General features: G+C 29.1%; 19 protein-coding genes and 1 riboswitch. Of the genes, 6 read left to right on the top strand and 13 right to left on the bottom strand.

Annotated elements, in window-relative coordinates:
• Positions 1–103 precede the first annotated feature (103 nt).
• Positions 104–302: riboswitch (cobalamin riboswitch) on the bottom strand.
• 359 nt (positions 303–661) lie between these two features.
• Positions 662–5,527 (bottom strand): hyaluronoglucosaminidase, encoded by a 4,866-nt coding sequence (nagH, locus tag ACQZHJ_RS01340; RefSeq protein WP_430483757.1) that lies wholly within the window; start codon positions 5,525–5,527, stop codon positions 662–664.
• Between the two features lie 358 nt (positions 5,528–5,885).
• Here nagH and ACQZHJ_RS01335 point away from each other — a divergent pair, with 358 nt between their 5' ends.
• Positions 5,886–6,272 carry a hypothetical protein gene (locus ACQZHJ_RS01335; protein WP_430483756.1) on the top strand — a complete coding sequence of 129 codons (387 nt, stop codon included), beginning with the start codon at positions 5,886–5,888 and terminating at the stop codon, positions 6,270–6,272.
• 94 nt (positions 6,273–6,366) lie between these two features.
• On the opposite strand, the gene ACQZHJ_RS01330 is transcribed toward ACQZHJ_RS01335, so the two are convergent.
• The 7 genes from ACQZHJ_RS01330 to ACQZHJ_RS01300 all read right to left on the bottom strand — a co-directional run bounded on the left by ACQZHJ_RS01330 (position 6,367) and on the right by ACQZHJ_RS01300 (position 13,157).
• Positions 6,367–7,212 (bottom strand): MurR/RpiR family transcriptional regulator, encoded by an 846-nt coding sequence (locus ACQZHJ_RS01330; protein WP_430483755.1) that lies wholly within the window; start codon positions 7,210–7,212, stop codon positions 6,367–6,369.
• Between the two features lie 76 nt (positions 7,213–7,288).
• Complete coding sequence (locus ACQZHJ_RS01325) at positions 7,289–8,173, bottom strand: ROK family protein (RefSeq protein WP_430483754.1); 885 nt, start codon at positions 8,171–8,173, stop codon at positions 7,289–7,291.
• Positions 8,174–8,281: 108 nt separating this feature from the next.
• Positions 8,282–8,734, bottom strand: a complete 453-nt coding sequence (locus ACQZHJ_RS01320; RefSeq protein WP_430483753.1) for a YhcH/YjgK/YiaL family protein — start codon at positions 8,732–8,734, stop codon at positions 8,282–8,284.
• 115 nt (positions 8,735–8,849) lie between these two features.
• Positions 8,850–10,367, bottom strand: coding sequence for a sodium:solute symporter (locus tag ACQZHJ_RS01315; RefSeq protein WP_430483752.1), 1,518 nt, complete (start codon positions 10,365–10,367; stop codon positions 8,850–8,852).
• An 80-nt stretch (positions 10,368–10,447) separates the two neighbouring features.
• Positions 10,448–11,314 (bottom strand): N-acetylneuraminate lyase, encoded by an 867-nt coding sequence (locus ACQZHJ_RS01310; RefSeq protein ID WP_430483751.1) that lies wholly within the window; start codon positions 11,312–11,314, stop codon positions 10,448–10,450.
• Between the two features lie 117 nt (positions 11,315–11,431).
• Complete coding sequence (locus ACQZHJ_RS01305; protein ID WP_430483750.1) at positions 11,432–12,097, bottom strand: N-acetylmannosamine-6-phosphate 2-epimerase; 666 nt, start codon at positions 12,095–12,097, stop codon at positions 11,432–11,434.
• A gap of 391 nt (positions 12,098–12,488) precedes the next feature.
• Positions 12,489–13,157, bottom strand: a complete 669-nt coding sequence (locus tag ACQZHJ_RS01300; RefSeq protein ID WP_430483749.1) for an NAD(P)H-dependent oxidoreductase — start codon at positions 13,155–13,157, stop codon at positions 12,489–12,491.
• A 381-nt stretch (positions 13,158–13,538) separates the two neighbouring features.
• Here ACQZHJ_RS01300 and ACQZHJ_RS01295 point away from each other — a divergent pair, with 381 nt between their 5' ends.
• From ACQZHJ_RS01295 to ACQZHJ_RS01285, 3 genes are read left to right on the top strand one after another with little or no spacing between them, the layout of a single operon-like run.
• Positions 13,539–14,564: an ABC transporter ATP-binding protein gene (locus ACQZHJ_RS01295; RefSeq protein ID WP_430483748.1), complete on the top strand. Its 1,026-nt coding sequence runs from the start codon at positions 13,539–13,541 to the stop codon at positions 14,562–14,564.
• A gap of 2 nt (positions 14,565–14,566) precedes the next feature.
• Complete coding sequence (locus tag ACQZHJ_RS01290; protein WP_430483747.1) at positions 14,567–15,385, top strand: ABC transporter permease; 819 nt, start codon at positions 14,567–14,569, stop codon at positions 15,383–15,385.
• 4 nt (positions 15,386–15,389) lie between these two features.
• Positions 15,390–16,181 (top strand): ABC transporter permease, encoded by a 792-nt coding sequence (locus ACQZHJ_RS01285; protein WP_430483746.1) that lies wholly within the window; start codon positions 15,390–15,392, stop codon positions 16,179–16,181.
• Positions 16,182–16,260: 79 nt separating this feature from the next.
• On the opposite strand, the gene ACQZHJ_RS01280 is transcribed toward ACQZHJ_RS01285, so the two are convergent.
• Together ACQZHJ_RS01280 and ACQZHJ_RS01275 are read right to left on the bottom strand one after the other, a co-directional pair.
• Entirely contained in the window at positions 16,261–16,623 is a 363-nt protein-coding gene (locus ACQZHJ_RS01280) for a hypothetical protein (RefSeq protein WP_430483745.1), read from the bottom strand.
• Positions 16,624–16,733: 110 nt separating this feature from the next.
• Positions 16,734–17,696: an alpha/beta hydrolase gene (locus tag ACQZHJ_RS01275; protein WP_430483744.1), complete on the bottom strand. Its 963-nt coding sequence runs from the start codon at positions 17,694–17,696 to the stop codon at positions 16,734–16,736.
• A 499-nt stretch (positions 17,697–18,195) separates the two neighbouring features.
• Between ACQZHJ_RS01275 and ACQZHJ_RS01270 the strand changes: the two genes are divergently transcribed.
• Positions 18,196–19,785, top strand: a complete 1,590-nt coding sequence (locus ACQZHJ_RS01270; protein WP_430483743.1) for an oleate hydratase — start codon at positions 18,196–18,198, stop codon at positions 19,783–19,785.
• A 166-nt stretch (positions 19,786–19,951) separates the two neighbouring features.
• On the opposite strand, the gene ACQZHJ_RS01265 is transcribed toward ACQZHJ_RS01270, so the two are convergent.
• The 3 genes from ACQZHJ_RS01265 to ACQZHJ_RS01255 form a co-directional block, all read right to left on the bottom strand.
• Complete coding sequence (locus ACQZHJ_RS01265; RefSeq protein ID WP_430483742.1) at positions 19,952–20,143, bottom strand: BhlA/UviB family holin-like peptide; 192 nt, start codon at positions 20,141–20,143, stop codon at positions 19,952–19,954.
• Positions 20,144–20,361: 218 nt separating this feature from the next.
• On the bottom strand, positions 20,362–20,640 hold the full coding sequence (locus tag ACQZHJ_RS01260; protein ID WP_430486846.1) for an NAD(P)H-dependent oxidoreductase: 279 nt from the start codon (positions 20,638–20,640) through the stop codon (positions 20,362–20,364).
• Between the two features lie 19 nt (positions 20,641–20,659).
• Positions 20,660–21,358, bottom strand: a complete 699-nt coding sequence (locus ACQZHJ_RS01255; protein WP_430483741.1) for a DUF4352 domain-containing protein — start codon at positions 21,356–21,358, stop codon at positions 20,660–20,662.
• Between the two features lie 296 nt (positions 21,359–21,654).
• On the opposite strand from ACQZHJ_RS01255, the gene mscL reads away from it, so the two are divergent.
• Positions 21,655–22,152 carry a large-conductance mechanosensitive channel protein MscL gene (gene mscL, locus ACQZHJ_RS01250; protein WP_430483740.1) on the top strand — a complete coding sequence of 166 codons (498 nt, stop codon included), beginning with the start codon at positions 21,655–21,657 and terminating at the stop codon, positions 22,150–22,152.
• Positions 22,153–22,164 lie beyond the last annotated feature (12 nt).

Below are 22,164 nucleotides of genomic sequence, written 5' to 3'. Positions count from 1 at the left end.
GACTCTAAAAATAATAACCCCTAGACATTGCATCTAGGGGTTATACAAATTCAAAAAAAATATAACTTACCAAAGCACAACACCTCCTATTTCCCGTAGGATCTTGATGTTTTAAAAATAGGCAGGTCTTCTGGCTCAAGTGTCATCATTTTTTGTAGCCTTCCCAAAATTCTATATTTCAGTGGCTTAAGTTACAAAAAACTCTTCTATTACAGCGGCGGGACCGCGTGGGATTTAAACCCAACTTCCCTTTTAATAAATAAATACATACAATTTATTTAACCTATTCTTAAATATTAGCCATATTATAAGTTAATGTTAACCTTTAAATAAACATATAAACTAATCTAAATTCATCTAAAGAATAAATCACTAAATTAATATAGCTCGAATCTTAAAATTTTATAATATATATTATAAGTATATTACACTTAGAATTGATTTACAATTAAACTATTTATCACTGTTCTTATTTTAGCTAACCATTTTTTATTATTGAATAAATAATAGAAACCCTTTGTAAAATTAAATTATGTCTGAATATATAACTAGAAATCATCACGCACTTAAAATATGGACTAAAATAAAAAGACTATATGTAAGTAAAGAACTTAACATATAGTCTTAAAATTATTAAATTATACTAAGAAAAACCTTCTTATTAGTTTAATATTCTATGATTTATGAATCTTATTTCATATTCATCAACAACGCCATCTTTATTTAAATCAAGATTTTCATCATTGCTTCCAAAATTCTTAGAAACCATAGCTAAATCACCAATATCAATCTTTCCACTGTTATTGAAGTCACCAGTAGTTTCAGTAATTAATAATGAATTGAATCTTTCAATTACATTAGTTAACTCACTCTTAGCTGAATCAACTTCATCTTGAGTAGCATCACTATTTGCAATTACAGCTTCAGCTTTATCAATCTCTGAACTTAATAAAGATTTAGCACCTTCATGATACTCACCAACATTCATTCCTTCTACCGCAGCCTCAACTAAAGCTTTACCATCGTTAACCAAAGTTTCTAAAGCACCCTTATCAACTTCTGGAACTACTTCAACTAAGTCATTTATAGCAGTTTCTAATTCAGTTACTATTGTATTTACTTGCTCTTGAGTATAATCAGCTTTGTTTCCATTAGCTTCATTAGCTATTGCTAACTTCTCTTCAAATACAGTCCATGATTCTGGAGTATAATCTTCTGCTACTAAAGAATTTCCTAAAGCTAAAACTTCATCAAACTTAGCGAAATCAGATGCTCTTAAAGCTAATCCTTCTTCAGCCTCTGTTAACTTTTCTAAAGCTTTATCGATCTTCTTCTGAGAAGCATTTGAATCATCTAGTATAGCTTTTGCATTCTCTAAAGCCTCTTCTAAGCTAGCAAATGAACTTACTGTATATTCATCACCATTTAATGAAACTAACTCATCATACTTAGCTTGTAATGAGTCATTTACTGGGAACTCAAATTCATCATTTAAAGTTATTATTTCATAAATATTTGGTGCTATACCATTCCATTCTATCTTAATTTCAAATATATTTTCATAATCTCTATTTATGAACTCATTTAAACTATTACTTAAAGTACCTAATTCAACCCATTCATCAGCACCAATTCTCACTTTAACTATAGCGCTAGAAATAGAACTTCCGTCCTGAACAATAGTAACCTTTCTAACATCAGTCTTCTCTGATAACTTATAAGTTAAACTACCTTCTGTTATTTCCCCATTATTTGTATTTGGTTTATAAGATGTTGTTAAATCTCCATCTCTTAAATTACTTGGTGCAAATCCTTTTTCTTCAATTGGGTTTGAAATATAAGTTGGATCATTAACAGTTGGAATATATGCTCCATTATTAATCATAAGCTCATTTATTACAGTCCATCTATGTCTATATGGAGCTGTAAATACGATTCTTACATATCTAGCTTTTTTGTTTAGATTTGTTCCTTCAACATAAGCGCTATCTATCGGAACTACTCCACCTGATTGATTTCCATGAATATATCCATTTTCTAATGGCTTAGCATATATATCATCTACACCATTTTCAATTCCATCACCAATAGTTATAGCATCTGTCCAATTTTCACCGTCTAATGATAATTGAATCTTACCATCTCTTACGTGGTCTACCTCTGTGTCTAGTACAACATACTTTAAGTTATCAACTAATATATCTTGTCCTAAATCATAAACTATTGAATCACCAGTATTAGGAGCTCCTAAGAACTTAACACTTGTTTTTAAATTTCCATCTACAGCCTTCTTTGATCCATCATCACCAACATATGCCTCCACTAATGATGGCTCATAAACCTCTGTTGAATTAACTTCAAATTTAGTTAAATTGAAAGTAACAGCATCATTTCCATTGTTTATAGCTCTTACATATCTTCCGTCTTCTAAAGTACTTGTATCAGTTATATCAACCCACTCAACTCCATTTGCAGAGCTTTGAAGAGTTAATCCTGTATTGTCTGAAAGCTCTATATTTAAGCTACTTAAATCTTTAATACGATCTAATTTAACTCCAATATATTCTCCATTATTTAAAGTTATATCATTTAAAGGTAATAATATAGTTTTGTCCTCTTCAGCTCTTGATAAAAGATCTGCACTTGTATTAGTGTAGATGTTATCCTTATTTCCTGCATTCTCAAGTTCATTACTCTTTATAGCAAACTCTGAGAAAGTAACCCACTTATGAACATTCTCCATATTAGTAAGTCTTACATACTTAGCTGCTATAGGTGTTTCAAAATCTTCTTCTATGACATCCTTACCAGCAGGAGCCCCTGTTCTATCATATTCTTTAATAGTTGTCCAAGTTTCATTGTCTAATGAATATTCAAGCTTAAACTTATTCCATTTATCTGAAGCTCCACCGCCACTTTTACCTATTACAAATCTAACTCCATCAAGGTTAATTTCTTTACCTAAATCTAATCCTATAAATTCACCAGCTAATGAAGTATCACCATTAGCAGTTTTATACCAAACTCCAGTATCCTCATCTCCATCTAAAAGACTTGACTCACTTCCCTCATAAACTTTCCAAGCTGAACTTCTTATAAGAGTTGGATTAAACTCAACACCTGAATTTGAATCATCCTTTTTATTTACATTTATATCTCTAACACCAAGCCAAGTATTACTTCTTGCCTCTGTAGCTATTAAACGAATTCCTTTTACTTCTAAATCTAGCCCTTCAACCTTGACTTCTCTTGGCATTGAGTATTCTTTTCCACCTTCTAGGTCAACCCATTCTTTTCCGTCAACTGTATATTGAATCTTAGCCTTTTGCATTGTGTCATTCAAGTTTGAGTTAGCTCCCATTAAGAACTCAACAGAGTTTAGCTTTATAGGATTACTGTATTTAATTCCTACATAAGTTCCTACAGCTATACTAGTTGGATTTTTATAAACCAATTCAGTTCCAGCATTTCCATCAAATATATTATCTTTATTTCCTGATGGTGTATCTTCACGATTAGTTATATAAGTTGCATAAACCTTGTTAGGGTCTATTATAGATCCAACTACTGAAGCTAAATTTTCTCCCATATGCTTTATAAATGGAACAATATGTTGAACTCCAACCTCAGCATATTCAGTATGATTTACATAGTGGAAACCATAAGTTTTTGACTTTTCGAAGGCAGTCTGTCCAGCTGAGTAATTAGCCCATGCTGCATCATCATCCCCCTCTTCTACAGCTATTGCTGATTTTAAATAAGAAATAACTGCATTTGTAGTGTCTTCCCAACAATTTAACCAATAGATTATTTGGTCTCTTGTTCTCTCATTTCCTGGATTATTTTTATAATAGTCTGCTGCCTTTTGAAGGTTAGTAAACTCTTCTATTAAATCTAAAGCTTCTGCCTTTATACTTAATCCTGCATCATATTTTTGCTTAAATGCATCTAATTTTGGAGCTAATTCAATAGACTCCTGTAATGGTCTAACTCTTCCGTCCATGTTTTGGTTTATCATGTGCTTACTGATTTCTCTTAAAGCAAGTGAAGAGTTTGTATCTTCAGCAGTTCCATGATCCATATATTTAAATGAGTCGTGCCAGTTTTCATCTGCTTGCTCTTTATTATCCCATACATTCCAAGCGTAATCTGCAACTGCAAATAATGCTGATTTGTTAGCCTCGGCTTGTTGCATTGGATTCAAAACTATACCATCTATCTTACTCGGATCTACTCCTGGATGTAAGAAAGTATCATTTCCTCCCATAATTAAATGCTGCTTTGAGTTATCTGAACAAGGCCAGTTAATCCAGTAGAAAGGTGCTCTTCCAGGGTTACCCTCAGTAGCTATGTTATTCATAAAGTTATCTGCAAAGTTTTCATCAACTTCTCCCCAGATTCTTCCTCCAGTCATTACTATACTTACATTCTCTTCAGCCTTATTTAGCTCTTTTAACTGCTGAGATGATCCATTTCCATAATAGTCTGATGGACAGAACATAAGATCAGTTTTTAAATCTGGATAAGTATTCTGCTGTTCCTCTAACCATCTTGTTAAGTCTGTAAGAAGCTTAACATACATTGAAGCCCCTTGAGCTGGTGCTGCAGCATCATCTGCTAATATAGCAAATTGTCTAACATCATTTTCTAGAAGCTGAGTAAACTTTTCTTTTATTACTTGTAAGTCAGCTTGATAATTTTCCTCTGTATCAAATCTAACTGGACTATGCATGAATGGATGTAATGCATATACATATCTATTTTTAGTTTCATTACCAACTTGAGCTAACTTTTTAATTTCAGATAATTTTTCTTCTGGATATAATTCTCTCCACTTACTATTGTGATAAGGATCATCCTTAGGCGCAAAAACATATTGATTTAACTTATAATCTCCTCCAAATTTCATAAGCTCTGCTCTATCTTCATTTGACCATGGATTTCCATAATATCCTTCTATAAATCCTCTATGAGCAACTTCAGCATAATCATCAACCCTGAAGTTTTGAATCATATTATCTTCTTCAACCTGATTAAATACATGTTTTAAAGTTGTAACTCCATAGAAAGCACTATCTGGGTCCTCACCAATTACCCCTATTACTCCATCATTAACGCTTACTATGTGTGAATCCATATTTTCATCAAAGAAAGTCTCTTCGTGAGGAACATTCTCATTGAAATAAGTATCAACAAATCCACCTGATTCATTTATTCCTACTAAAAAGTTTGTTTTTCCTTGTACTATTTCATTAGAAACAGTAGCCTCTAGATTCTTAGACTCTAAAACCTCATTAACACGATTTTTAGTGTAAATATCGATTCCCTCATCATATACGATATTTATTTCATCGCTTAATTGGAATCCACCACCCTTATAATTAATATCTTGTGGCTTAGGATAAATTTCATAAACGTTTTCACTAGTGCCATCAGTTGCAAATACTACTAAATTACACGGTAAAGCACTTATAGTCATAGCTGCTAAAACAGTCGAAGCTACTATTTTTTGAATATGTTTTTTCATACCTCTCCCCCTAATATATAAAAACTTTTTTATTATAGTTAAATGTTGAATTAAAGCATATTTCCCTACAAATATGCTAAAGTTTCACCAAAACCAAATTTTCTAACATTTAACATTTATAACTTAAATTGTATTACATTTTTTTAGCTTAGTACATGCAATTTATTTACTTCTTTATTATATTTTTTAAATTAGTGTTGTTTTCTTATATATACAATATAAACTCTTTAGAAATTCTTTAGAAATATTTATGTTTCATTTAAGTAATTTGTAACTTCAATGTAATTCACTAAGTTAACTAATTTGTTAAAATTTTGTGTATAATCATATTCTAGGAAATCAATTGGAGGGAGATAAAATGAAAAAAGATATACGTTTATTAGATGGATTAATATATTCAACATTTTTTATAATGACTACAATAATACTTTTTATACTTTATAAGGATATACCTAGTAGAGGAGTACTAAATTTCGTTACAGCCTATGCTGTTTTTGCAATTATAATTCCATTTTATATTTTAATAAGAGTTATGTTTACTGTTAAGCGCTTTAATTCTTATGAAGTTAAACAAGAAACTATAAAATTTTTAGCTATTTCTATAGTATTAATAACCTTACAATTTGTTAGTAGCCGTATATTCTCAGCACCTAACATAAGGCTTTTAAGTACAATCCCTAGTTCATTAATTATTGCCTTTGGATTAGTTTGTTTTGATGTAGTTTTTTTAAAAAAGGCAAAATAATAGATCACAGTAAATATACTGTGATCTATTTTTATATAATCTAACAAATTAAAACTAACACCTTTTAATGAAGTGTTTTTTAATATTTTTTTATTTAGTCATTTAAAACTTCTATTGCACTAGTAGTTTTTATCTTTCTTTCAACAGCCTCATTAAACATTTCTTTAATTACCTCTGTGTACAATAAGTCTAATAAAAATATCTGCGGTATTTTTGATGAAATTGATCCAGTTTCAAAAATTGTTTCTGCTGAAGTATATTTCAACTCATAATCAGCAAGTTTTCTCAAAGGATTATCACTGTCTTCTGTTAATGTTATTATGTTAACTCCATTTTCTTTTGCCTGTTTTACAGTTTTTATTACCTCTTTTGTTGTACCTGAATTTGATATAGCTAATATCACATCATCTTTATCCATTATAGATGACATAATAACCATAGTATGACTATCTGTTATCGGTATAGTATTAAATCCTATCCTCATAAACTTATAGTTTATATCAGTAGCAGCTATTCCCGAATATCCTATTCCTATAAAATAAACTCTTTTTGCATTCATTATTAAGTTTTTACACTGATTTATTATGTCAACATCTATATTTTTTACTGTTTGATCTAGAATATTTATAGATGACTTTAGAAGTTTATTAGCTGTCTCTTTAACACCTTCATCTCTATGAACATGAAGATTTATGATACTTGTATTCCTTTTATTTGAAAGTTCTTTTGCTAGAGTAACCTTGAAATCTTGAAAACCACTAAATCCTATTTTCTTTGTAAATCTAGTTATTGTAGCTTCCCCTACACCTGATTCTTTAGCTATTATAGAAATTGACTTATATATAAAATTATCTAAATCTGACTTTATATACTCCATTAAAGTTTTCTCAGACTTCGTAGCCTTAAATTTTGGATTTTCTAATTGTTCTAATATCCCCATAAAATACCTCTTGTTCTGTTAATTACTTAATTTAAGTATATCACTATTAGAAATAGAATTACAAAATAAGAAGATTTTATAGTTCATTTAATTTTAAACTATAAAAAGCACCTATCATACCTGCTGTATTCTTTAACTTTGCAAACTCTATTTTTGTATTATTAAAAACTGATTCTATTAAATATTTCTTTAAGTAAGTTTCAATAAGAGGTCTAAACACTTCTTCTCTAGCCATAATCCCTCCCCCTAAAACTATTACTTCTGGATTTATTAAATAAGCTATATTAGATATTCCTAAAGCTAAATTATCAGCTAATTTATTTACTTCTTCTACACAAATTTTATCTCCTCTATTATATGCATCTAATATATCTTTTCCACTTAACTCACCTTCAGATATATTCTTTCTGGTAGCAACATTTCTCACTAAGGCAGTAGTTGATGCAATATTTTGAATTTGTTCACCATTAACTAACATATATCCTATTTCTCCAGCTGAGTTACTAAATCCATGTACTATCTTTCCATCTAATATCAACGCTCCACCAATTCCAGTTCCAATAGTTAAGCAAGCCATTGATTTTGCTCCCTTTGCAGCCCCTTTATTAAACTCGCCTAAAGCTGCACAGTTTACATCATTCTCTACACAACAAGGTAAAGAAAACTCCTCTTCTAAAATCTTCTTGACTTCAATACCTGTATAATTAGGAATCGTTGGTCCTGCATATACTATCTTCCCCTCTTTAGGACAAACCATACCAGCTGTAGAAACGCATATACCTTTTATTTCATATTTATCTTGTATCGATTTTATCAAACCCTTAACTTTATTTATTATACTCATTCCGCCTTTATGAGCCTCTGTATTAGTTGTAAATTTCTCTAGTATTTCTCCATTTTCTTTTATTACTCCATACTTAATACCAGTTCCACCTATATCTATAACTGCAAATTCTCTCATAAAATCTCCTCCAAACACAATTCTCTATTTAGCTAATAATACCCTGTGATAAATAATATATCACAGGGTATAAATTTCAACTTTCTTTTTATAAAACCTTCTTGTGATTTATAAAATCACTTTATAAATAGCTTTTTTAACTTCAGAAGGCTTATCATCTGCTATTAAACAAGTCATGTGAATATCATCTGGATAGCAGATTAGAAAATCTCCCTCTTCAAGAACTACTGATGAATTTTCATCTCCATCAAAAGCTAAAAAATCATCATTTTCAATGTAATCTTTAAACTCTAAATTCTCTTTAAAGTTAAGGTTTATTCTTTCTCTTCCACTAAAAACTACATGAACATCTATATATTTTTTATGACCTTCCCAAAAACGATCTTCCTTATTTTTTGTATTGTAATTAACTCTATTAAAGAACAGCTCTTCACCTTTTATTTCATGAGTACCTGGTTCAAATTCTATTACATTGTTATTTTTTGCATGTAATAAAGCTTCCTTAACAAGCTTTGGTAAATAATCATAACTTTCTAAATTTATTAAATTGCCGAATATCATTTCATCCACCTCTAAAAACAATTAATTTTAAAGTAGTGTTGACCTTTAAATAGATGGTAGGAACTATTTAAAAATCAACACTTACTTTAATTAAAATATTATATTTTCATCTATACTATCCATTTGTAACTTCGTTTTTATTGTAGTAAACTGTTGCTCTATTTAAAGTTTTTTCATCAACTAATTGAGATTGAGTCATTAATGAAACTATCATTCCAACTATAACTGAAACTCCAATTGAAATTATTGAGTATGACCATATGCTTACATCAAATCCGCCGTATTTACATACTATAACAGCTATTGCTGATGCTATAAATCCTGCATATGCTCCTGCCTTTGTAGCTTTCTTAAAGAATATTCCTAATACAAATATTCCTGCTAAAACTCCAAGAACAAGTCCCATAAATCCATTGAACCATTCATAAGCTGAGTTTACTCCGCCATTTGCAAGAATAACTGCCATTGCTATTGAAGCTATTCCAACACCTAAAGATATATATTGAGCAACCTTTGTTTGTCTCTCCATTGACATATCTTTTGTTATGAAGTTTTGAATATCTAAAGTCCAGCTTGTTGCAACTGAGTTTAATCCAGTTGATAATGTTGATTGAGCTGCTGCATAGATAGCTGCTAAAACTATACCTGTTATACCTACTGGTAATTGGAATGCTATATATGATGCAAAAATCTGATCTTGTTGAGCAGTTTGTAATAACTGTGGATTTTGATTATAGAATACATATAAAGCTGTTCCTATTAAATAGAATATAGTTGCTACAAATAATGATAAAACTAAGTTACCATAAGTCATTTTCTTTAATTGTTTTATATCAGTAGTTGTAGTAAACCTTTGCACTATATCCTGACTTGAAATATATGATGAAAATGTGTTTAACCCTCCACCAACTATTAATAAGAATACACTTGTCTTAAATATGTTAGCATCAAATATTGGTTCAGTAGATGCTAAGAATTTACCGCCTTCTGTTAATTCACTCATAATAGATCCAAAGCCACCATCTATTGTTGAAATTAAGAATATTAATGAGAAAATAATACCTGCTATAAGTACACATCCTTGAATAAAGTCTGTCCATAATACTGACTTTAATCCACCTGTGTATGAATAAATTATTGCAATAACACCCATAGCTACAATAAGTAAATAAACATTTATTCCTGTAAGATTTGCTAATACCATTGATGGTAAGTACATTATGATTGCCATACGTCCTATTTGATAAATTATGAACATTATAGCTCCAAGAATTCTAAGTCCCTTATCTTTATATCTTATTTCTAGATATTCATAAGCTGTATCAATATCTAATCTACTGTAAACTGGTAAAAAGAATTTTATAGTAAGTGGTACTGCTACAAACATTCCAAGTTGGGCAAACCACATAATCCAGGTTCCCTTATAAGAGTTACCAGCCAATGATAAGAATGAAATTGGGCTTAATAAAGTTGCAAATATAGAAACTGAAGTAACCCACCAAGGAATAGTTCCATCACCTCTGAAGAACTCTTTTCCCTTCATTTCTTTTTTAGAAAACTTCAATCCTGCATAAAGAACAAGTCCTAAATAAACAACAAGAACAACCAAATCAAATTTTGTAAAGCCTTGCATACCAATTCTCCCCTCTTTATTTAATCAGTAGGCTAACCTCGAAAGAATTAGCCTACTTTAAACCTTATACCATTTAACCTTTAGAAATATTTTGCATTTATTTCTTTAGCCTTTTTAACCATTTCCTCTGTTGCTTCCTTCATAGGCTGTCTACAATAACCAGCATCAACACCTTGCTCTTCAAGGATTAATTTAATTGTTTGGTAAAGACCATTATTTAAAATGTCAGTTATTAAATCATTAGTAACATGTTGAACTTCTAAAGCTGTATTTATATCACCTTTTTGAGCTGCCTCAAAAATTTGTCTTGCTCTAACTCCATTTACATTGAATGTTGAACCTATAGCTCCATCAACACCAAGTACAGTAGCAGGTAGCATCATTTCATCAAATCCAGCAAATATTAATTTATCTGGGAATGCCTTTCTCATACGCTCTAATAAATAGAAATCTGCTGCTGTAAACTTAACACCTATAATCTTATCGTTTTCAAAAAGCTCAGCAAATTGCTCTATTGACATATTTACTCCTGTTAAGAATGGTATTGAATAAATTATAAGCTTATTATCTACAGAATTTATTATTGTCTCGTAGTAATGTTTTATTTCATTAAAATCAAATTTATAGTAGAATGGTGTAACTGCTGAGATTGCATCATATCCTAAATCTGTTGTGAATTTAGCTAACTCTACAGCTTCCTTTAAATTAACTGATCCTACTTGTGCTATTAATTTAACTTGTCCTTTTACTTCATCCATAGCAATTTCAAAGATCTTTTTCTTCTCATCAGTTGAAAGCATGAAGTTCTCTCCTGTACTTCCTCCTACATAAAGACCATCAATTTTACAAACATCAATATTATGTCTTATTATTTCTCTTAATCCCTTCTCATTGATATTTCCTTCCTTGTCAAATGAAACTAATAATGCTGAATAAATCCCTTTCATTTTTCTTTCCTCCCAAATCTCTCTTATTCTCTTAATATTTATTTCTTTAAACTATCTTTCAAAACGGTACTAATTCATCAATTACCTTTTCTTAACTAGTACCTTCTGAAAAATATATTATTCTAAAATCTCAGTAAATCTTTCAGTTATTTGTTGTGGTCTAGTTATTGCTCCTCCAACAACAGCTGAATAAGCTCCTATATCAAAAGCTTCTTTAAGCTCCTCTGGCGTATTTATTTTACCTTCACAAATTACTGGAATACTAACCTTATTTAGTAATTCTCTTAGTAATTCAAAATCTACATGTTTACTTTGTTTTGAATATGGTGTATAACCTGATAAAGTAGTAGAAATACAATCAAAGCCTAACTTTTCAGCCTCAATTCCTTCCTCTAAAGTTGATATATCAGCCATAGCAAGTATTCCTTTTTCATGAATTCTATCTACCAAAACCTTTACATGTTCATCATGTGGTCTTTTTCTTTTTGTAGCATCCAATGCTATCATTTCACACTCTGTTTCTAAAAGCTCGTCCACTTCTTTTAAAGTAGGCGTTATATAAATATCTGAATCCTCATAACACCTTTTAATTATTCCTATTATAGGTAATTTAGTGATTCTTTTTATTTCTTTTATATCATCTACGCCTTGAGCTCTGATTGCTACTGCTCCACCTTCTTTTGCAGCTAAAGCCATTCTGCCCATTATAAATGGACTATGCAAAGGCTCATCTGCCAAGGCTTGGCAAGAAACTATCAACTTCCCTTTCACCCTACTTAACATATCATCACCTTTTTCTTTTTGAAAATTATTTTCTTTATGATTTTATTGTAATCATTTTCTTCAAAAATTGCAATACATTTTTGAAAATATTTTTCCATTTATTTCTCTTTTAATTTTATTTATAGTCTTATTATTCTATTTCGTCATATTTATTTCATATTTTTTTCACTTTACTTTCAAAAAATTTATGTTTTGAAAATTTATTTCAAAAAAAAAAAAAAAAAAAAAAAAAAAAAAAAAAAAAAAAAAAATTAAGAGAGTTATCTTAGATAACTCTCTTCTTTAATTTGTTAGCTCTATTTTTAAACAGTATTTGTTTTTATTTATAGATAAAAGTCCCTCTTAATAAAGATCAACAAAACCTAATAAAAATATGTTTTATATAACTAAACTATTTAACCCACTGAATAACTTCTTCTGCTGAAAGTCTAGCTTTTTCTCTATGTGGTTCTTCTTTTCTATATCCAAATGCTATTAAATAAGTTAAATCATATTTGGATTTATCTAAAAGCCCCTTATTAACTAAGATTCCTTCTACTTTTTCCTTATCAAATCCTTCAATAGCACATGAATCTATACCTAGCATTGCTGCAGATGTCATCATATTTCCCATAGCTATATAAGACTGTCTTTTTGACCATTCAAGTAATTTTTCATTAGTTTCATCAGCTTCTAACTTTCCTACTTGGAAATTTTTTAATACATCTTTTAATCCCTCAAAGAATTCCTCATTAACCCCTTTTGAATTAATCCAAAGATTTTTAACATATTCTGAATCATATCTTACTTCACTACCAGCCTTAGTCAATGCAATTATAAGATGACTTGTAGTTGTTGCTTGTCTTTGGAATCCCCATGAAACCTCTGCTATTTCTTTTATTAAGTCTTTATTCTCTACTACAAGGAACTTCCATGGCTCAAGTCCAAATGAACTTGGTGATAATCTTGCTGTTTCAGCAATTGTATTCATATCTTCTTGTGGTATGATTTTTCCTGTAAACTCCTTTGTAGCAAATCTAAAATTAAATATATCTATAATGTCTTCTCTATTAATATTCATCTTTCTAATCTCCTTATTGTCTTTTTTTACTCCACTTTATTATCTTCTAATAAATAAAAATTTATTATATTTTAATTATACTACAATTCCCATCTTATTACTCTGATATATTATAAAATGAGTTTTAATAAGGATATATTTTAGTTGCCACTTTTCCTCTAATATTTTTTCTCATAAAATTCTCTCCTAACTTATCTAATATTTACTATTAAAATATTATATTCAGCTTAAACTTTCATTTTCTAATTACCAATTGATTTCAAATTGTAATTTTATTGTAAAAGTAGTAAAATGTAATAAGCATCTTTTGTTAATCGTATTCATAAGGTTAAAAAATGCTATAAATAAAGGATCATTGAGAACATTTTAGGAGGTGATTTTTTGATTAAGGTTGAAAACTTAACAAAAGAATTTAAACTGAGAAAAAAGGAACCTGGCTTTTCTGGAGCTATAAAATCACTTTTTTCTAACGAATTTGATGTCAAGACAGCTGTTTCAGATATTTCTTTTGAAATAGATGCTGGAGAAGTTGTTGGATACATTGGCTCAAATGGTGCTGGTAAATCAACAACAATTAAGATGATGACAGGAATACTTATTCCTACATCAGGTAAGGTTATTGTTAATGGACGAGTTCCATATGAAAATCGTCAGGAAAATGCTAAGGATATAGGCGTTGTTTTTGGTCAGAGAACTCAGCTTTGGTGGGACTTAGCCCTTAGAGAAACATTTACTATTTTAAAAGATATATATTCTATTCCTGATGATTTATATGAAAGTAATATGAAGTTCTTAAATCAAACATTAGATTTAGAAGAATTTATGGACAGACCTGTTAGAACATTATCCCTAGGGCAAAGAATGAGAGGTGACCTTGCTGCATCCCTTCTACATAGTCCTAAAATTCTATATCTTGATGAACCAACTATTGGCTTAGATGTTGTTGTAAAAGAAAAAGTAAGATCATCAATTAAGGAAATAAACCAAAAATTTGGTACAACAATAATTCTTACAACTCACGATTTAAGTGATATTGAAGAGCTTTGTAAAAGAATCATAATAATAGACCAAGGTACCAAAATATATGATGGTAGTTTAGATGATATCAAAAAGAAATATGGCTATATGACAACTTTAGAGATTCAATGCAAAAATGATTTTACTTCTCCTTTAAATCTTAAGGAATTATTTAAAGAAGATAAAAATCTAGAACTTCATAACCTATCTGAAGAAGAACTTAGTGAAGGCATTGAAAATGGAAAACTTATAGTAACTTTTAATAAAAATAAAATTACTTCTTCTAAAATTCTTTCAAAAGTTATGGAAAACTTTGAAGTTTTAGATTTTGTATTAAAAGAAAGTAGCATAGAAGATATCATAAAGAAAATCTATAGAAATGAGGTGTAGCTATGGATTTTTTAAAAACAATAAAAGTTTATAGTTCCTTCTCTAGGGGTAGTTTTAAAAAACTTGTAACCTATAAAGCTAACCTTTTTATGGGATTAATAGGACAATTGCTGCTTGTAAGTGTTACATACTTTTTGTGGATTGCTATATATAGTAGTTCATCTGAAGGTGTTATGAAGGGATTTACCCTAAAAGAAATGCTTGCTTATGTTATGATTTCTCTATTAATTGGAATCGTTACCGGTAGTGATGTAAGTCGTGATATTTCTAATGAAGTTAAAGATGGTTCTATATCAATGAACCTTATAAAACCCATAAATTATAGAGCAAGAATAGTTTTTATGGGATTAGGTTCTTTTATATTCTCATTTTTAACACTATTCTTACCTGGAGCTATAATTGTAAGTATTTATGCACTCTATAATGGAGTTAACATTACCATTACTTCAATAATTTTATTTTTAATAAGTATAATTTTAGGATTTTTAATTAATATTTACTATTCCTATATGTTTGGTATGTTAGCTTTTAAATTCTATAACATATGGGGAATAAGCCAAATTGCAAGAGCTGTTATAATGCTTGTTTCAGGAGCTATGATTCCATTAACATTCTTTCCTGAAATAATTCAAAAAGCTTTTAATTTTCTACCATTTAGTTCAATAATTTATACTCCAGCTATGATTTACCTTAATAAATTAAGTCCTATTGAAATAGCTAAATCTATTGGCTTGCAAATACTTTGGGTAGTTATACTTTTATTTTTATCTAAAGTTATGTGGAATAAAATAATTGATAAACTAACTATTCAAGGAGGTTAAAATCATGAAGAGATATTATAAAATTTATATGCAATTTTTAAAGCAATACTTAAAAACTCTAATTGAGTATAAAGAAGACTTCTTCTTTGGAATATTTGGATTTTTTCTTGTTCAAGCAACTTCAATAATATTTATATCTCTTATATTCACTAATATACCAAGCCTTCATGGATGGAGCTTTTATGAAATAATATTTATATATGGATTTTCTCAAATTCCTAGAGGACTTGATCATCTATTTACTGATTATCTTTGGCTTTTCTGTTGGAAGAGTATGGTCTATGGAGAGTTTGATAGATTCCTATTAAGACCACTTAATCCACTATTTCAGGTAATTGCACAAAGATTTCAACCTGATGGTTTCGGAGAGCTTGTTATTGGATTAATACTTGTAATTTATTCTGGTACAAAAATAGGAGTAACCATTACCCCTACTTGGATTCTAGGATTTATAATTGCTGTAATAGGTGGTTCTTTTATATACACAGCAGTAAAATTAGCCACTACTTCTGTAGCGTTCTGGACTAAAGATAGCTTTAGACTAGTCCAAATAGCCTATGGTTTAAGTGATTTTTCAAAATATCCTATAAGTATTTATCCAGGTGGAGTTAGAGGACTACTGACATTTATAATCCCTTTCGCTTTCACAGGATACTACCCAGCAACTTATCTTCTTGGCAAAGGTAGCTTTTTATTTGGAGTTATTCTAACCTTAGTTGTTGGTATTATCTCATTATTAGTTGCTTATATGATATGGTTAAAAGGAATTTCCTCATATGAAAGTGCTGGTAACTAAACCTATTATATTTAGTTATTAATATATAAAAAACAAAAGGGAGTGTATCAAAAAAATTTGATACACTCCCTTAAAATATCTACTTTATTTTTTTCAAAACTTCTTTCTTTCTTAAATCATATTCTTCTTCAGTTATAATTCTTTCAATTCTTAATCTATTTAATTCTTTAAGTTCAAACTCTATATTTGGTTCTTCATCCATCCCACCATATTTGTCTATGTCATTATTTACCCTAATTTCTTCATTCAAATCTCTTGGCTTAGTTAAATTAATTAAACTTGCTATAAGAACCACTAAGAAGACTAGTGTCCATGTTATCCCTAAATTCAAACTATAAGTCATTACCTTACAAATTCCTAGGGCAATGAATGCTATGCTAAGTAAAAAAATAATTAAATGTACAATCTTTTTCCTATTATATCTCTTTAAATCCTTTCCCACATAAACCCATCTTCTTTCCTTTTATAATTATATTTCAAAGTTAAGTTAAGTCTTAATATATATCTATAAATTAAAATATACTTAAGACAGATGATTAAACTAAAATAATATTACGCACTCGCTTCTATAAATTCAACTAAACTTTCAAAATTCTCCTTAGCTTCTGGAATTGAAAGTTTAAATTGATATTCATGCCAAAGCCCAGAATCCTTAAAAAATTTATTTTTCACTTTAACTCCTAATTTAACTAACTCACTAGATAGCTCCTTACTCTGAATTTCAAATGGGTCTGCATCTCCAACAGTTATAAATGTATTTGGATAATCTTTAGTTATATTCTTTATAGTTGAAAGTTCATTTATCTTTTCATATTTTTCAAACTCTTTAGTTCCTGTTAATGCTTGCATATAAGTCTGGATTCCAGGAAATTTTGTAGCTCTTACTGTATCCATATCATATAATCCACAAAATAATACTATTCCCTTTAATAACTCTCTCTTTATACTTGGTTCTATATTCATTCTATCAGCAAAATTTCTATTACTTATTAATGCTCCAAGTTGACTTGCTATCTGAGCACCAGCTGAATCGCCCCCAATAAATATTTTATTTTTGTCTCCATTATATTTTTCTATATTTTCAAATACATAATTAAGTGCATCATTACTTTGAATTATTTGACTTGGATATCTATACTTAGGAGATAGCGCATAATCTATATTCACAACTACAAATCCTTCATTTGCTAATGTAAGCATGTAGTTCTTTACTGTTTCTTTGCTATTTGATATGTATCCACCTCCATGAATCCACATTATTACCGGTAATTTACCATTTGTATTTTTAGGATAATATATATCAAGCTTATTGTTATTATCTATCGATGATTCATAGTCCAAATTTTCTTCTATATTTAAGTTTCCTATTATCTTTTTATAATTTTTAGGTTTAGGGAATACCCCTAATTGAAAAATAATCTTATAAATTTCAACTGCAACATTACATGTTGTTAATTTTTCCATAATATTAGATGATACATTTATAGCTTTATAATATAAATTTTTAATAGTCATTTTCTTCACATCCTTAAAAGTCGCCCTATACAAATATTATATCTAATTATATTATATACCCCTATTTTTCATCTGACATAATCTTATTAAAATTTATTTATTCCTTTTAATCCAATACCTATATATTGTAGTTCATAATTCCTAAAATTTTAATATTATGTAATTGTAGATAATATTTTTACTTTTAACGTTTTATTATTTTAATTCACTCATAATCTAATTTCCTTCATAAAACTCCCATACTTTATTTTAATTTTTTTATTAAAACATAACTTAAATCTTAATAATAATAATCCTACTATAAGCAATTTTTATTTGCTTATGGTATAATAATTTCATTAAATAATTGTTCAAAAGTAAACTATTTTTACAAAACTTAATATTGATTTTGTTCTTTAAATTATAAATTCCATCCAATATAAAAGCATCTTAGAAATTACTTCGGTGAAATTTATGATTCATATAAACTATTTTTATATTTTGAAAGAAGGTTTTATATATGGAAAAAGATTTAAACAAAACTAGGAAGGTTTATCTAGTTGGAGGAGGTATAGCCTCTTTAGCTAGTGCTGTTTACTTTATTCAAGAAGGACATATCCCAGCAGAGAATATTTATATATTCGAACAGCAAAACTGCTTAGGTGGTAGTATGGATGGTTCTGGAGATAATATTAACGGATTCGTAGCTCATGGTGCTAGAATGTTCGATAAAGAAGCTTATGCATGTACATACGATTTATTATCAAGAGTCCCATATACTGATAATCCTAATATGACTGTTCTAGATGACTTTAATAAATTTAATAAAGAAACAAAATTCAATAGATCTGTAGTAAGACTTGTTGGAGAAAATGCCGAAAAAATAGATGTTCTTTCATTCCAGCTTTCAAAAGCAGATCAACTTGCTTTATCAGGTATGATTATGGGACCTGAATTTAAATTCTATGAAAAAAGAATTTCAGACTGCTTTACACCAGAATTTTTTAAAACAAATTTCTGGTATATGTGGGCTACAACTTTTGCATTCCAACCATGGCATAGTGCTGTTGAATTCAAAAGATACCTTCATAGATTTATTCATGAATTCCCACATGTTACTGATATGGCTGGTGTTAGACACTCAAGATACATTCAGTATGATTCAATGATTGAACCAATAATTAAATACCTTCAAAAAGAGGGAGTTAATTTTACTATGGGAGTTCAAGTTAATGACCTAGACTTCCAAATGATTGATAATAAAAAAGCAGTTAGTGCTATAAAATACACTCAAAATGGTCACCCTGATGAAATACAAGTTAGACCAGAAGATCTTGTTTTAGTAACAAATGGTTCTATGACAGCTTGTTTCGATGTTGGTGACAATGAAACTGCAACCGTTATAAATGATAAATATAAAGATGGTTCATGGAGCTTATGGGAAAACATAGCTAAAAAAGATGATCAATTTGGACACCCAGAAGTATTCAACACTCGTGTTAAAGAATCACTTTGGGAATCAATAACTCTAACTTTCAAAACACCATTATTCTTCGATTTAGTTCGTGAATTCTGTAGTGGTACTGGAACTGAGTTTACTTTTAAAGATTCTAACTGGTTCTTATCATTAGTTTTACCTCATCAACCATACTTTAAAAATCAATCTAAAGATGTACAAGTTGCTTGGGGATATGCATTACACCCAGACAAAGAAGGTAACTTTGTTCATAAAAAAATGTATGATTGTAACGGAAGAGAAATCCTCGAAGAAATTATCGGCCTAATGGGCTTTGAAGAATATAAAGATGAAATATTAGCTTCAGCTATATGTAGACCTTGTGTAATGCCATTTATAACAAGTCAGTTCTTAACTAGAATGCCTGGTGATAGACCTGCTGTTATACCAAAATCATCATACAACTTAGCATTCTTAGGTCAGTTCTGTGAAATAAAAGATGATACAGTATTTACTGTTGACTACTCAGTTAGATCAGCTCAAATGGCTGTTTACGGCTTATTAGGATTAAACTACAAAGAAGTAACCCCTATTTATAAAGGTGAATTTGATATAAGAATCCTTTTAGGCGCATTAGCTGAAATGATTAAATAACCTATTTTAAAACCTGAAATTTAATACACCACTATCCTTATTTTAAGACCATATAAAAATAAAATGAGACTGTATTTTCCCAGTACAAGCTCATATCTTTTATATGGCCTTTTTTGCTTTTAAATTAGGCTCTGTTTTAAATTTAAACTCACTTAAAACAGAAATTTTAATTTAATCTATCTTTGATATCCTCTATATCCTTCTTCATAGCTGGTAATAGTTCTGTTAGCTCTTTAACTACATGATTATAGTTATCTTCTCTCTTACTATTTTCTTTTAGAACATAGGTCAACAAATATGAAAATAATAAAGCAAAAACTCCTTGTGTCGCTATTAATTTAATCATCTCATTTTCCATACCTAATTCCTCCAATCTAATTTCATTAAGATTTAATAGTATTTTTTATGTCATTTATTTTTATGTAAATTACTAATATTTCTAAATTGCTCCTTTTAATACGAACATATGTTCGTATTAAATGTTAAACCTTTTCCATTTAAAAGTCAACTAAAACATTTTATTACATTTATTTTATATTAATAAAAGAAAATAACACTTTTCATTAATGAAAAGTGTTATTTCCAAGGTCTTTTTTTACCCAACCATCCTTTTTCAGCCCAATAGTCTTTATCGATTTTACTAAGTTCAATCTTTTTATGCATTAACCTCATAGCATAGAACAATCCTTTAACTTTAATTGATGGTATTATTAGTGCTTGCTTCTTAAACATTTTTTCATTAGGTCTATGTATCATCCACTGAAAAGCAAAGTGATCAAGCAATGTTTTCATTTGGCCAGTAACATGATAAACAAAAACTGGCGTAGCGAATATTATTAAATCACTCTTTTCTATAAAATTAAAGCCTATTTAACTATTCAGCTACTACCTTAAAAATACATTCTGATTTATCACTAAACATATTTTCATAAAACTCAATTTCTAAATTATTTGATTCATTGTTAAGAGCAAATGCCATACTAGCAGTACACTTTTTCCCTCTACTTATAGCTTGTGGAAATTTATTACTACCAGCAGGATATCTTTCTAAAATCTTTCCTGAATCATCATATATTTTAAAATTCGAATCAAAAACATTTAAGTTTTCGTCATACCCTAAGTTCTCATATGTATATTCTATTTCTACAACTTTATTAGCTTCTTTATCTGAAAACTGATTTCTATCATCAATAAGTTTCACACTATTAATGGTTAATCCCATTAACTTAACCCCACTAGCTTTCTTTAAATAAAAAGTTTCACCAACTCCCAAACCTTCATTAATAGACACTTCTTCTGTTAAACTTTCATTATTACTTGTTTTAACCCCATCTCCATTACTTAATTCTGAACTTTCTTCGCTATTATTACTTGTCTCTAAAATATCATTACTTTTACCTATAGCTTCTTTATTTAATGCCAACTTTTCAAACTCAAGTAACTGTTCGTATCTCTCCTTTGTTACATCAACCTCAGGAGTTGTCCCCCCTAAAGCTAATCCTCCTAGAATAAAACATGATATTCCAACTGTTATTTTGCTTGTGAGTATAGATTTTATTTTTTGATTATTCATTTTAACCCTCCACCAATATATTTATTTTTAACTTCTATTAATAAATCAAAGTTAATTATGATTTCAATATCTACTTTTACAATTTTAACCACACAATTAATTTTTATACATAAATTTCTTATCATTAAAATTTTTATTATAACCACACAAAACTCTAAAGTTTACGCTTATATAATTGACTTTCTAGCCCTTGCTCTGTTACAATTTATTCACTGTTTTAACATAATATTTATTAAAATATATAATAAATATATAAATACAAATTAAGGATATAATTATTGAAAGGAGACAAGCATATGTGGAAAGATTTTAAAGCCTTTGCTATGAAGGGAAATGTAATTGATATGGCAGTAGGGGTCGTTATCGGAGGAGCTTTTGGTAAAATAGTAACTTCATTAGTTAACGACATAATAATGCCACTAGTTGGACTTTTACTTGGAAAAATAGATTTTTCTAATCTTTACATAAATCTAAGTGGTAAAGAATATCCTTCACTACAAGCAGCTAAGGCAGCTGGTGCAGCGACTATAAATTACGGACTATTTTTAAACAATTTAATAAACTTCTTAATCATTGCATTCTCAATATTTATTGCAATAAGAGAAGTTAACAGATTTAAAAACTTTGCAATTAAAAAGAATGAAGAAGAAGTTAAGGTTACAGAAAAAGACTGTCCTTTCTGTTTATCTAAAATAAAAATTGAAGCTACTAGATGTCCACATTGTACTTCAATATTAAATGAAGAAAATAATAACGCAGTGCTTAAAGAAGTTGCAGCTACGAAAAATAGTTAATAAAATAAGCTA

It is taken from the genome of Clostridium sp. B9 (assembly GCF_050509515.1).
Lineage (GTDB): Bacteria > Bacillota > Clostridia > Clostridiales > Clostridiaceae > Sarcina.
Note: the sequence above shows the minus strand (reverse complement) of the source record. Positions and strands in the feature narration are given on the sequence as shown.